Genomic DNA, 13,521 nt, shown 5'->3' on the forward strand with positions numbered 1-13,521 from the left:
TAAGATCAAACCAACAAATTGCATGGTACTTTTTAATGATTGGATCAATGCTTTCTCTCCTTTCTAGATGGATGATTTTAAAAATAGGCGTTCTTCCATATGGCTTCCCTCTAAAATCCGTATAGGATACCAGAAAATAAGTAAGTAAAAAGCATCATAAAAATGGAGGTTGCAAAGAAACCATAAAACCAAATCTGATCGGAAACATTTTCTTCAATACCAAAATAACGATTTAACTTTTTGTAATTTTCTGAAATGAGAGAGTAAAATTTTTTGAGGAATTTAAATTTATGGTGAGGTTGTGTTAAAATAGGCTCACCAGACGTAATTTTAATAAGGATTTGTTTCATAGCCATTCTTCCTTTCTTAAATTATGTTGGCCCATAAGAGGAAGGTGTTTTTCCAGGCTGGCAGGCGCGGAAACATCTTTCTCTTTTGTTTTTTTACTTTTTATTTTTAGGTTCACCAAACCATTCATGCATTGCATCAATCGATACAAGCCAAGACTTTTGATCCCGTTTATATATGCGGTTCGGATCACGCGGCGGTTCAAAATATTTAATCAAACCGCGTTCAATCATACTATCAATTTGTTCTTCTTTTGCTAAAGATGGTTTTACCTTGTTTTTTACTGTTTCATAGGGTATCCCCCATCTTATAGCCGCTTCTTGAAGAAACATATACTTATCAATTTCCTTCATTAACAAATCCCTTTCTAAATCTATAAATATTTTTATATGAACCTCCTTTCAATTTAAATTTAACCTATATAGGTTAAAAGTTCAAGTGTTTTCCTATTTTTTCTTTCGTATTTTTTCGACAAATTAAAAAAGCTATGTACATACATAGCTTCATATCCCTTATTTCACAACGATTTTTACTTTTGCCCCGTTTGGTAATTTCTCAACTTTATTACCTATATACGAACCCGCACCACGATTATCAGCTGGTTTTATGTGCCTTATGTCCGCACCTTTTCCACCTTCACGACAAAAAGCCATAGGGTATTCATCTCGATCATAGCCTTTTTTCGTTGGAACATTTGCTAAAGATTGTTTTCTTCTTTCAGTGGATCCTTCCCGATCAATTGTACAAATATCTGTCTTACCACTTGCAATCGCATCTTTAATATGTGCCGCTGTTTCTGGATACTTATGTGATGGAAACTCTATAACTTGTGCAATTTCTTGTGTTCCACTTGTTTGTTTTGCAGGATTTGAATTTTGAATTGCTGAACATCCCGAAAATAGTAATCCCATTACTAAAAAACTACTTATCGTCCTTTTAAAATTCATTATGCTCCCCCTTATGAAAATCTTAATCGAATTGGCTAAACACGTAATCATAAAATGCATCTGCAACATTCTCTACAAAATGATAAGAAACATACTTCTCCAATGCTTTCATTAACATAGGCTTTTCATCTATAAAATTAATCGTGTAATCCATTAAGAAACACCAATTCCAGGATGGAATTGCAATCAAACAACTATGTTTCATTTCATGTTCACAAAAATAAACCGTTGGTGATCCACATTGCTTTAATACTTCAAACTCAACACACTCCATTTGTTATCCCCCTTACTCTATAGTGTGAAATCCTCCATTGTTTTACGAATTTCATCAGCTTCTACACCAATGTACTGCAGTGTTTGTCTTTGCGTCGCGTGACCAAATAACTTCATTAAATAGTACACATCTTTCATTTTTTTATAATACTGATAGCCAAACGTTTTCCGCATACTATGGGTTCCCCAATGTTCTGAATCAATCCCACAAGCCTGTGCCGCTTTATGCAAAAACGTATGAGCCATTTGTCTTGTGATCGGCTTATCTCCTTGACGACTTGGGAATAACCAATCGGAATCTGCCATGTTACTTGTATATTTCGCAATTTCTTGTTGTAAAACCGTATTGAAATATACTTCTACGGTTGTATCTGTTTTTTCCATTTTAATTTTTATAACATGCTTCCCTCGAACATCTTTTACACGTAATCGTAAAATGTCACTGATACGTAAACCTGTATTAATTCCAAAGTAAAATAAAAAGTAATTTCGATATGAGGAATTTTGCAAAAGCCAATCTTTCATTTCTTCAATTTTTTCTATTGAACGAATTGGCTCTTTTGCCCCAGGTTTTCGTCCCCCTTTCGTCATAAAACATGACCTCCTAAAACTATGTTGTAAGCTATAATATGTAAAACTTAGTTTAACTATAACTGCAATTTGTTAAACTAATAATCTTTTTCTTTTCATTTTATAGCGAAAAAAACCAGTAATACCATAGAAAAACGCATGATATCACTGGTTCTTATGAGTTTAACATTTTGTATGTTTTGTAAAACTCATCTTTTCTTTGTAATCTTTAAATATGTATCAAAAGGTGTACCTTTTGAAAGTTTTCAAACGAACAACATATACGTAATTTAGAATAATTTGATTGAGAAGCATTAACCGAATTTATTGTCAAAAAAAATAGCTTGTAGTAATCACTACAAGTTATTTTTTAGACAATTTTAAAGAGGGTATAACAAACTATCCCAACATTCAAAGCAGGGAAATCCTCTTGATTATGGCTTGGTTTTATTATATAGCATATATTAACATTTTGAAGTTTCGATTCGCAAAATCATGTGAACTTTTAAATAAATAATATTGTATGTTACTAATTATATTTTTATTTAAAATATTTGAGGAAAAGATAGGTAAAAATACTATCTTAGCATGTTCCCTCATGACCAGAATTGTTTCTGTACCTCAAATAAAAAATAGTATGAATATTGAAAAATGTTTTTAGCAAATATTATTAAATCTCTATACATTATAATTAAGTAGGAACTGTTGTTAAGGGGATATTAGTTTGATTTCAAATGGTTTTTCAAATAGTTCATATCAATTCTGTAAAAAGTACAAAAATCTAGTTTGAAAAATTCTCTCCTAATTTGTGTTTAATGAAAACGGGATAGTTCACATACTTTAATATTTTTAAACCCATTTTAATTTTGCAAACATTAAATATATGCTAAAGAGTGTACTTTGATAAACATCTCAAAAATTTTCACGATTAAAAAATAGATAAAATAAAAAGAACCCTATTTTATTAGGGTTCTTTTTATAGGTAGTATTTTGGCAAACGTACCTTTTAAGAGTTACCATGTACATGGTTAACTCTATTTCATTTTAAACCAAAATGAAAATTAATTCAAATATTTAAAAAATATTACATTTATGAACACAATTACAAATAGTGTAAAAATATGTTGATTGTTTTCAGAAATATGATAAAATTCAAATTAGTTCTACAAAAAAAAGGAGGAATAATGATGGAAAAATTCGCTTATGTTACTAACACCGATTCTAATGATATTTCAGTTATAAGTCTTTCTGATCAAAAAGAGATTGGTAGAGTCCCTGTAGGAGGAAGTCCTCGCGGAGGAATGGCTATTGATGCCAAAGGGATTTATGGATATTTATCTAATTGTGCTGGAAATACAGTGTCTGTAATCGATTTGTTAAATAATAGAGAAACTGGAAGAATTGCTGTTGGTAATTCACCTCGCGGTGTAGTTTTATCACCTGATAACTCTTTATTATTTGTATCTAACTCTGGTTCTAATGATTTATCTATTATTAATGTGAATACTAGAGAAGAATTAATTAGAATTCCTGTTGGAGATAATCCACGTGCTTTATCTATTACTCCAGATGGAAAATATGTCAACATTCCTTGTTGGGGTGCTGACTCATTATCTATTGTAGAAGTGAATTATGATATGCCGGAGAAATCCAAAGAAGCATATCGAGTTTTCTTAGGAAAAGATTCTAGACCATATCATGCTTTTTCTGACTATGATAATAAGCATGTGTATACTGCAAATACTCATAAACATAGTATTTCAGTAGTAAATATATTAGATTTAAAATTAGAACGTGAAGTTCCTGTTGGTTATGGGCCACGTGCAGTTATTGCAGATCCTGAGAGAAACCTTCTCTATGTAAGTTGTGAAGCATCTAATGCAGTTAGTGTTATAGATAAAGCTGAATGGAAAGAAATTAAACAAATACCTGTAGGACCGACTCCTCGTGGATTGAAAATTGATTCGCCAATGTTGTATGTTTCTGCATTTACACGTATGCTAAGCAAGGATCTTATGAGCCAAGCTAATTCATTATCTGTAGTGGATTTACGTACTTTTGAAAATGTAGATTCTATTAAAACCGGTTTAGGACCATGTAGTATTAGTATTTTCGATCCAGCATTAGAAACACAAAAATCTAAACAATACTCAGAAAAACCAGCTACTGTGTAAAAAATCAAACAAAGAGGTTCTTTACCAAGAACCTCTTTGTTATCTATAACTTATCATTGTAAATTCTACATAATTAAATTAAAAGGTGATACTAATGGATAAAATTAAATTTATTAAAATGAATGAATGGGCGATTTTACCTGAAAAAAATATTTTAGAGAATCGAGAAATATATCATGGAGATGATTTAAGATGGATAAAGAATAATCGAATTAAAGGGGCATGCTGGCCATACAAAATGGCTCATGATTTAGGGTGGATTATAAAATCCCCTATTGATATCCAATTAGAGCCAGTAGAAGAGGTTCAAGTGCAATGTGAGGATTATGAACTTCAAGAACTGGGAGCACAATTAAATATTGATTTTTGGGTTAGAAGAGAAAAAACATTTTTAGGTATAAAACCTGATGGCTGGTTTCGAGTACATCAGGCAAAAGTTAATGGTAATTGGCAATCGTTATTAATTCCTAATGGAGAATATACATTTGAATGGAGGTTAGGTTGGGGAATTAAAATCCCGAAAGATTTTGTAGTAATGATTCTTCCTGTAGATGGAAATGATGGATTTGTTGTTCACCCAGGGATACTTACTGAGAAAAGTTTAGATAAATTTAATGAAGGATTAGGATTTTCATTAGCATTTGAACCTAAGAAGAAAACATTCATAAAAAGAGGAACACCTTTAGCCAAAATTATTATATTTCATAATTCAGCATTACATTTAAAATCCGAAAAAATAGAAGGAGTAAGTAATCTTGAAATGGTTTAATGAATATAAAAAACTTTTCAAACATAAAGGCTTTTTTACTTTACTTTTAGGAGCATTCTTTTCTAATATAGGTCATTCTGTTGCTGTAATATCAATAATTTGGATGATTTATCAGAAGACTAATGACCCATTTACTATTGTATTAACATTAATTTGTTTAGAAGTTCCAACAATCATATTCGGGCCAATTTTAGGTGTTCTTTTAGATAGATATAAGACCTCTACACTTATGGGAATTGCAAATATATTTAGAAGTATCCTTTTTGTATTTTTAATTTTCATACCACTTCAAGACTCTGTTACGTACAGTTTATTTTTTGTATTGTTATCTATTTCAAGTGCTGTTATACCTATCACCAGATCTGGAGAATATATTTTGATAAGTAAAATAATTCCAAAGGAGAATTTGATAAGCGCGAATTCCATAATGAATATACAATTTGATTTGGCTTTTACACTCGGTCCTATGTTGGGTGGAGGTTTGATGGTCATTAGCTTAGGTAACAATATTTTTATCGTAAATGCTATTGTATTATTTTGTTCATCTATTTTATTTTTCTTGATAAAAGTACAAGATTCAGGTAAAGAATACACAAATCATCAAATTAAAGCAAAAAAAATATCATTAAAAACAAAAGAATGGTGGCAAGAGTTTAGTGAAGGAATTAAATTTATAACATCTAATAAAACTATACTATATTTAGTATTTATTAATTTTTTATGGAACTTTTTAATTTGGGGGACTGGTCCAACCTTATCTCCTGTATATGCAAGGGATTATATAAATATTGGAGCTGAAGGTTACGGTATGTTAGCTGCTACAAGCTCAATAGGTATTATTGTAGGTTCATTTTTGGTAGGATTAAAAAAAATCAATTATTCCCCTACAACTATAGTTTTTACTTCCATTGCCTTACATTCACTTTTATATAGCTTATTAGCTACCCAAAATCATTTAATAGGAGCTATTATTGTTAGTGTACTAGGGGGAATTATGTCAGCTCCAGCTATGATTTATCATCGAACTGCTTTACAAACTATAGTCCCCGAAGAAAAAATGGGTAGAATATTTACAGTAAGTTCTACAGCAGGAGCTGCAGGGTTTCCAATAGGGAATTTTCTGGCAGCATATTCTATACAAATTTTAGGTAAACAAAGTATGATATGGGCTTTTGTTATTAGTGGCGGGATAGTACTTCTATTATCTATTCTGTTATTAATAAGTATTAATCGTAAAGGTGGTAAGTATGAATCAAATATCACATCAATTGATGATTAACTTAAATTTATATAAGCAATATCTTTATACTCCTACAAATTTTTCACAAAAGAATGATATAGAAAAAATTTTAAAACAAGTAGTATGTATCCAATTAGACACAATAAATGTACTAACTCGAGCACATAATCTTTTCTTCTTCTCACGAATGGAAACATATAAGCCGGAATGGTTTTATGATCTATATGAGGAAAAAAAGGTGTTTGAAGCCTACTTACATGCTTTATCTTTATGTCATAAAGATTTTTATCCTTATATAAAACCTGTTTTCCGAGAATTCAAAGAAAAAATGATGGAAGATGAAGAAAATATTGATTTCTTATTGGATATATATAATCAAGTAAAAAACAAACAATTACTTGATTCAAGTGGAATTCAAAGTAGAAAAGATAAACGAGAATTAGAAACGTGGGAAATAACACCTGATCGTTGGGCACTTAACCATTTATGGAGAAGCGGACTTTTAGGGGTGTTACGTAATCAATCATTTCGAAAAAAATATACACCAATTGAAAATATAATATCTCCCCTATGTTTACAAAAAGAGATAGATACAAAATTAATTAATCAACAACTTATTTTATCTTCGTTAGAAGCTATAGGGATAGCAACAATGTCAGAAATAAAAAATTATCTTAGAGTGAAAAAACAAGATGTAGAAGAGAGCATTAACAAACTAATTATAAATAAAAAAGTCTTTAAAGTAATAGTACACGGATTTTCAGAAGATCATTATATATCATATAAGGATTATGATTTAATTAGTTCAGGATTTTTGAATGATACCCCTCAAAGTTGTACGTTTTTATCTCCATTTGATAATTTAATTTGGGATAGAGAACGAACATTAAAATTATTTACTGTTGATTATAGATTGGAATCCTATATTCCATCTGAACATAGAAAGTATGGGTATTATGCTTTACCAATACTTATACAAGGACGTATTGTAGGCACAATAGATTTAAAGTTTAACAGAAAAGAAAAAACACTACTTATTAAGAAATTAAATATATTTAATAAATTTGAAGAAGAAAGCTTGAGTAACTATGTCCTCCAAATTATAGAGAAAATATTACTTATTTTAGGCATTAGCAACGTAAAAATGGAAGAATCAAACCCATTCGAAAATAAATTTTTGGCTAAATATTTATAATTAAATTAACTGGATAATGAACGGACACTTGTCTTTAACTTAAGAAACTAAAAAATGAACCTACCTGGGATTCTTTTTTTAGTTTCTTAAAATTTTAAGACGGATAACCTTATCGGTATATAAAATGAAGGATTTATTGCACTTTCCTTTTTTCACATTTGTGTCCTGTTACCCCGAAATAAATTGCATATTCAATAATAGAAGGCTGTTTATGAAGTAACGAAAAAAGCCCGATATCTCAATTTAGGTGCTGAGAAATTAGGTTTTTTATATCGGAATTTAATTAAGGGTTTATAAACTATCAATAACACTTATCAAAATCAAAAAAGAAAGACAGAGGTACCAATTGACACTAGTTAATCGACATTAATTGCAATAACTATAAGGTTTTTAAAACCAATCAGTGAAAAGATATAATGAATAATCCGAACCCTCAAACTAATAAGGTTAATGAAAAAGAGTTCAAAAAACAAGTTGAAGACGGTACAATAACAAATTTCCTCAATTAAGATATTTAGTTTCTTTTAAAGATCTATTGTAGGTTATTTAAAATGAAAAACAAAAAGAACTTGTAGGAATTCTACAAGTTCTTTTTGAGGTTACAGCCAATACACAGGACACATAAAATATCTGGTTATTCATATCGGGGAAACTATCTTATATATGATTTGATTCCATTATACAACAAATTGCAATTCTTTAAGATTTTATTTTTGAAAATTTTGTGAATTCAAGAAATGAGATGTTATAGTGAGTCATTAATCCCTAAAAATACCAACTATTCATTTTGTATAAAATGTATTGAATCAATATCTATACCATAATAAATTATAAAAAATGTAAGTATAGCTAAATAAAGAAGAATGTAGCATTCTTACAGAAAGATATATATTTATATTTAAGATTAATTAACTATAAGACAATGAATTTTACGTTATAACTAACTATAATTCTTGGATATATGTAAATGGGATATTCTTATTTTTTTATTTATGTGATGAAGAAATTTGGTGTAGGAGAATTAAATAAATGTTTGTTTAAAATATTTTAGTTATGAATGATGAGTTTTTTGTTCAATTGTTCAATTAGTTAATTCCCTTCTTTATTATATAAAATCTATATAACAAAGAAAAATTACCTACTTCCATAGGTAATTGGGATATGGAAACGATTCGAGGTGCCACTCTGGAAAAGTATTCAATAATAAAAATCGTAGGAAATGATAATTCCTACGATTTTTTGATTAGAATTCTCTAATATTAATTGCAAAATGTGGTTTGAATCTCACTTCAATTGCTTTTTTCTCTTCATAGCACTGGATATGGAGTGTATCATTGCGAGTATAGACTCGTTCTACAAATTCCATATTAACGTCAAATACACATCCTTCATTATAAGAAAGGCTTAATTTAATTGTATTCTCATAAACTGACATAATCATTACTAATTTAAATCCTAAGTGATCCATTTTACGATAAAGATACACACCTGCACCTTCAATCAAAAAGTCTTCTGGTTCACTCTCGAATAACTCTAATAGTTCGTATTCATCATATTTAATATCCAATGTTTATAACCAACCTTCTGCACCGTAAAAAAACTTTTATTATTTTTTCTTTGCGGGAACAGCAGTAATAACATCCCCGTTATCATTAAGTATAACATAACCATCTGCTCTACTATATTTCCATGTGCCAGGTGTATCAGCCGGAGCACGAGAACCCGTTTTGATAATATCTTCAACTACATTAGGTGTCATACCACGAGGGTCAATTTTAGAAAATAGCTCGTTATATTCCGCAGAACCTAGTTTATATCCCTTTTTAGCAGCCATTTCCTTAGCTCTTGAATTAAGCTCCGCTCTTATTTCAAGAGTATCTGGAGCCATTCTTTCTAAAGCATGCTCAGTATACTTTCGACCATTGATTACTCCTCCCCCTCTTGGCATGCTCCATCCAATACCTGAAGTCCCTTTTGTTGCATTTTCAATAGCCTTTCCTTTCTTTTCAAGGTCACCAATTTTCCCTACAACTTTACCAATTATACGTGAAGTACCACCTGATACAACGGATAGTGTCCCCCAGCCATAATCTTCTGGTCCATATTTCCTACCTGTTACCAGATCTTCACCTTTGATTAACTGTCCAATTTCTTTTCCTGTTCCTATACCTGGTGTAATATCTAAAATAAACGATAAGTCCCCATCATTCGCGCGATTATATATTCTAGAAGAATCGCCGCCAAAATCACGCAATGCATTACTTAAATCAATATTTCCAACACTGATGGCTGTTGCAGGAATATTATACTTATGTTGGACAACTTTAGAAGCTGTATCCATAAATGCATTTCCAAAATCTAACCCCGTATTTACATCATTATAAATACCCGGTACTCTTTCTTGAAATGCTTGTAAATCTTTTGCTATGACTGGAACATTTTTTCTTGTTACTTGTACAAGTTCCTCCATCCCAGGTTTCGCCGCATCTATAGAGTGTTTTAATCGAATCGTACTTGTTGCAATGTTTCCTAAATCCTCAAATGTACCATTGTCGTGTAATACTTGCTGAATACGCTTATGACTCTCTGCTAATTCATGAATCGAATCTGCAATTTGTTTTAAATAAATATTACATTGGTCTTGAAACTTTCCTACGTTTTGTATATCTTCTCTAATTACGTCATAAATTTGATTGTTAAACTCTACCATTTGAGTAAGAGATTTTTGCACTTCTTCCATGAATCGAACCATTTCATGAGATCTTCTTAAAATTTGTTCTGAAAAATGATTTGCTTGTTCTTCTCCGAATATACCAGCTCTTTCAGCATCAGCCTGAAACATTTCTATCAGCTGTCGCATCTCTTCTTTTGTTAAACGGTCCCAATCATTTTTTATTTTTTGTCCCAGAACTTTCATTTTTTGATCAAATTCTAGTACTTGTTTTTTTTGTTCTTCTAGGTCACGTTTCGCATCTTCAGCGTCTTTTGCAACATTATTCCACAATTCAATCGAATCAGTTGTACTATTTTCTAAATCTTGTAGAGTTTTTAATGTATTATTGAGTAAAGGCTCGTCACTTTTGATGTAGTTAAAAACACCTTCAAAAATCTTCAATTTACCGTCTAATAAAGATAACGGTGTCTTTGCTTCTTGGTCAAAAATAATGGCATCATGGATACGTACATACCCTTTTTCACCTTTATACTTTACTTCATACCAAGAACCAACTTTTCCTGTTACTTCTATTAATTCACCAGTATCCACACGCTTTGCTCGTAAAACTTTCTTTAAATCTGGTTCTGGATATACTTTTTTTACAAGAGATTCTAATGTAATCCAACCTTTTATCATTTCTCCATCTTTATTAAAAGAGAAAACCTTGTCTTTATAAGTAAAATCTCCTGTTTGTAAAGCACCAGTTGGATGTAACAGATACCAGTCATATTCTAACTTCATCCAACCGCTTTTTGGTTCACTCTCATAACTAAAGTAGTACGGTTTTCCATCTACTTGTTGCATACCTCGGGATAAGATACCACTTTGATCAAAGTAATGCATTTTCCCATCAATATATTGGATACCCTTTTGTAACGCACCGGATTCATTCGCATAATATTTTGCGCCACCTTTATCAATCCAACCGGTTTGCATAAAACCATCAGGTCCAAAATAGTATTGTTTATTATCAATGGTCTGAAGACCTGTTACACGACTACCATTTTTTAAATAATACGTCCATTTCCCCTCTTCTTGTACCCATCCTTTTGCATTATCAAATAACAACATAGATTTTAATTGTTGGAAATCATAATACACATTATTTACGTTCTCTGTTAGCTCATGGAGTTCTTTCTCCTGATTTTTAATTACATTTGGAGGAAAGTATTTTTCAGGATCTTTTTTATACTCCGTTAGTATAAATCGCGTAAGGCTTGTTCCTTCTTTTACAACATCCCAAGAACGTGTGGGATTTTCTCCTATAACTACAGATTCAAAAATTCTTACATACCCTATTTCCCCTTGGTATTTTACTTGATACCAAATACCTTGTTTACCAATAACCTCTAGTACATCTCCGTCTTTTACTGGCTTCGACTCAAATAAAAATTTTGTTTCTGGTTTAGGATACATTCTTTTAATTTTAGAACGTAATGTAACCCAACCTTTTTCCATTTCTCCGTATTTATTAATTTCAAATTGTTTCCCTTGATGGGTAATAACACCAGTTGCATATTTCCCATCACGTATATAACTCCAAGCTGTTGCTGAAAAACTCCATCCTGTTTGTAATTTTCCAGGTTCTTTATAATGAAGCCATTCATTTCCGACTTGTTTTTTCCCTTCAAACAACCTACCATCTTTGAAGAATTCATATTCTATGCCATCTAATGTGATTGTTTCTGTTCTTTTACTGCCATCTTTTTCGTAATAATACCAATTCTCTTTCTCCTTCACCCAGCCAACCTTATTTAAAACTTCGGCTGCTTCTGTAAACGTTGGTGCATAGGTAGAAAATAATAAAAATAATGATACTATAAGTCCTATGACTTTCTTCATACTCGCATCTCCTTATTAATTCATTAAAAACTTTTTAATTATATATTAGATTTTATTACTATTAAAATAATAAAGACGGATATGCATAATTGCATATCCGTCTTATCGATTCTCCGAAAATAAAGAAGCATCTAATTTAAACTAGATGCGGAATGTATCAAGTACATTATCTTTTTCTTCCTTATTAATCCCGATATATCTTAGTGTAATTTGTGGTGTACTATGATTCAATATTTCTTGTAACATAGCAATATCTTTTGTTTGCTTGTAAAACCAATATCCAAATGTTTTACGCATGGTATGAGTACCTAAAGATTCTACCCCGGCAAAATCTCCGGCTTTTTGTAATTGTCGATAGGCTTGAATTTTACTAATGGGTTTATCCCCTTTTCTAGAAGGAAATAGCCAGGTACTTTTTAGATTTTCAGCATATGGAAGTACTTCCTCAAAAATGGATGTAATATTTATGATACGCTCCTTGTTTGTCTTTCCTTCTTTCACTTTAAATTCTTTCCGTTTTTTTCGCTTTAGTTTTAAAATTTCACTCGTTTCCATTTTAAGTAAATCACTTACGCGTACCCCCGTATTAATACCAATTAGAAATAAAATGTAATCACGATCTGAACAATGACGTTTAAGAGACCATTTCATGTCTTCGAGCTGTTCTTTGCTTCGAATTGGTTGTACATCAATTAAATGTTGCTTTTTATCCATCTGTTTTTCAATCCCTTTATTTTCAATGATTTGAATGTATACTTTTTTATCTAATTTTATAATATCAATAAAATTAGATAAAAGCCAATGTTTAAGGGGAACTGAAAGTAAAGTTTTGGCTAAAAGTTTACATTGGAGTTTTGAATCATTTTATAACTAATTTTGTAATAAATTTCTCAATATAGATATACTTGTGAATTACGGTTTCAATATTCAAAATTAACAAAAATTAAAGTATAATAAAAATATAATGGTTATCACTTATGTTTACTCCTTGTGCTGAAGATAAGATCGTATTCTCCAATCTTATCTTTTTTTGTTTGTAGAAATTTAATGCAAAAAAATAGAATCCTTGTGATAAGGATTCTGCAACAGGAAAGAACAAGTATATAATAATAAAAAGAATTACTTAGGGGTTCAGCCGAGATACGTGTAAAAATGGGTCATAGACTTACATTTTTTTACATATACTACCTACTGAAGTTATACAGGAATCGTTTCTTCTATCGGATGAGGGATATTCTGTAAATCAATTACATAATCCCCGAATTGAAACAACGTTGTTACCTGGACTTGTACGAACAATTCGCAAGTCAATATGCATATATCACACAAGTAATCCCCCTCCTATTTTCCTAAACAAAATCATATAAATAGAAATAGACAAATAAGAATAATGAACTGAAGAAATATTAGACTTTTCTTTAGTTTGGTAGGTACCATACTCGCATGA

13 protein-coding genes are annotated in these 13,521 nt (G+C 30.8%); 4 read left to right on the forward strand and 9 right to left on the reverse strand.

Translation table 11 applies throughout. From position 1 onward, the window contains the following. Positions 1 to 110: 110 nt before the first annotated feature. The 5 genes from JFU02_RS07375 to JFU02_RS07395 all read right to left on the reverse strand — a co-directional run bounded on the left by JFU02_RS07375 (position 111) and on the right by JFU02_RS07395 (position 2,159). Entirely contained in the window at positions 111 to 350 is a 240-nt protein-coding gene (locus JFU02_RS07375; RefSeq protein WP_106405683.1) for a DUF3961 domain-containing protein, read from the reverse strand. Between the two features lie 93 nt (positions 351 to 443). Next, entirely contained in the window at positions 444 to 701 is a 258-nt protein-coding gene (locus tag JFU02_RS07380) for a helix-turn-helix domain-containing protein (protein WP_000658304.1), read from the reverse strand. A 159-nt stretch (positions 702 to 860) separates the two neighbouring features. Then, positions 861 to 1,295 carry a NucA/NucB deoxyribonuclease domain-containing protein gene (locus JFU02_RS07385; protein ID WP_201070488.1) on the reverse strand — a complete coding sequence of 145 codons (435 nt, stop codon included), beginning with the start codon at positions 1,293 to 1,295 and terminating at the stop codon, positions 861 to 863. A gap of 22 nt (positions 1,296 to 1,317) precedes the next feature. Continuing rightward, complete coding sequence (locus JFU02_RS07390; RefSeq protein WP_201070491.1) at positions 1,318 to 1,569, reverse strand: hypothetical protein; 252 nt, start codon at positions 1,567 to 1,569, stop codon at positions 1,318 to 1,320. 17 nt (positions 1,570 to 1,586) lie between these two features. Beyond that, positions 1,587 to 2,159, reverse strand: coding sequence for a tyrosine-type recombinase/integrase (locus tag JFU02_RS07395; protein ID WP_016123529.1), 573 nt, complete (start codon positions 2,157 to 2,159; stop codon positions 1,587 to 1,589). Positions 2,160 to 3,325: 1,166 nt separating this feature from the next. On the opposite strand from JFU02_RS07395, the gene JFU02_RS07400 reads away from it, so the two are divergent. The 4 genes from JFU02_RS07400 to JFU02_RS07415 all read left to right on the forward strand — a co-directional run bounded on the left by JFU02_RS07400 (position 3,326) and on the right by JFU02_RS07415 (position 7,516). Further along, positions 3,326 to 4,312 carry a YncE family protein gene (locus JFU02_RS07400; RefSeq protein WP_201070494.1) on the forward strand — a complete coding sequence of 329 codons (987 nt, stop codon included), beginning with the start codon at positions 3,326 to 3,328 and terminating at the stop codon, positions 4,310 to 4,312. 94 nt (positions 4,313 to 4,406) lie between these two features. Further along, entirely contained in the window at positions 4,407 to 5,081 is a 675-nt protein-coding gene (locus JFU02_RS07405) for a hypothetical protein (protein ID WP_201070497.1), read from the forward strand. Then, a complete protein-coding gene (locus tag JFU02_RS07410; RefSeq protein WP_201070500.1) occupies positions 5,068 to 6,360 on the forward strand; it encodes an MFS transporter in 1,293 nt (430 codons plus the stop codon). Before JFU02_RS07405 ends, JFU02_RS07410 begins: the two co-directional genes overlap by 14 nt. Continuing rightward, complete coding sequence (locus JFU02_RS07415) at positions 6,329 to 7,516, forward strand: DNA glycosylase AlkZ-like family protein (protein ID WP_201070503.1); 1,188 nt, start codon at positions 6,329 to 6,331, stop codon at positions 7,514 to 7,516. Before JFU02_RS07410 ends, JFU02_RS07415 begins: the two co-directional genes overlap by 32 nt. A gap of 1,243 nt (positions 7,517 to 8,759) precedes the next feature. Here the strand turns inward: JFU02_RS07415 and JFU02_RS07420 are convergent. The 4 genes from JFU02_RS07420 to JFU02_RS32435 form a co-directional block, all read right to left on the reverse strand. Next, positions 8,760 to 9,083 carry a hypothetical protein gene (locus tag JFU02_RS07420; RefSeq protein WP_061667701.1) on the reverse strand — a complete coding sequence of 108 codons (324 nt, stop codon included), beginning with the start codon at positions 9,081 to 9,083 and terminating at the stop codon, positions 8,760 to 8,762. 39 nt (positions 9,084 to 9,122) lie between these two features. Continuing rightward, the gene (locus tag JFU02_RS07425) at positions 9,123 to 12,074 is read right to left on the reverse strand and encodes a pre-toxin TG domain-containing protein (protein ID WP_201070505.1); all 2,952 of its coding nucleotides are present in this window, start codon (positions 12,072 to 12,074) and stop codon (positions 9,123 to 9,125) included. A 141-nt stretch (positions 12,075 to 12,215) separates the two neighbouring features. Then, on the reverse strand, positions 12,216 to 12,788 hold the full coding sequence (locus JFU02_RS07430; RefSeq protein WP_201070520.1) for a tyrosine-type recombinase/integrase: 573 nt from the start codon (positions 12,786 to 12,788) through the stop codon (positions 12,216 to 12,218). 483 nt (positions 12,789 to 13,271) lie between these two features. Next, complete coding sequence (locus JFU02_RS32435; protein WP_276571047.1) at positions 13,272 to 13,403, reverse strand: hypothetical protein; 132 nt, start codon at positions 13,401 to 13,403, stop codon at positions 13,272 to 13,274. Positions 13,404 to 13,521 lie beyond the last annotated feature (118 nt).

The organism is Bacillus sp. TH13 (assembly GCF_016651175.1).
Classification (GTDB): Bacteria; Bacillota; Bacilli; order Bacillales; family Bacillaceae_G; genus Bacillus_A; species Bacillus_A thuringiensis_S.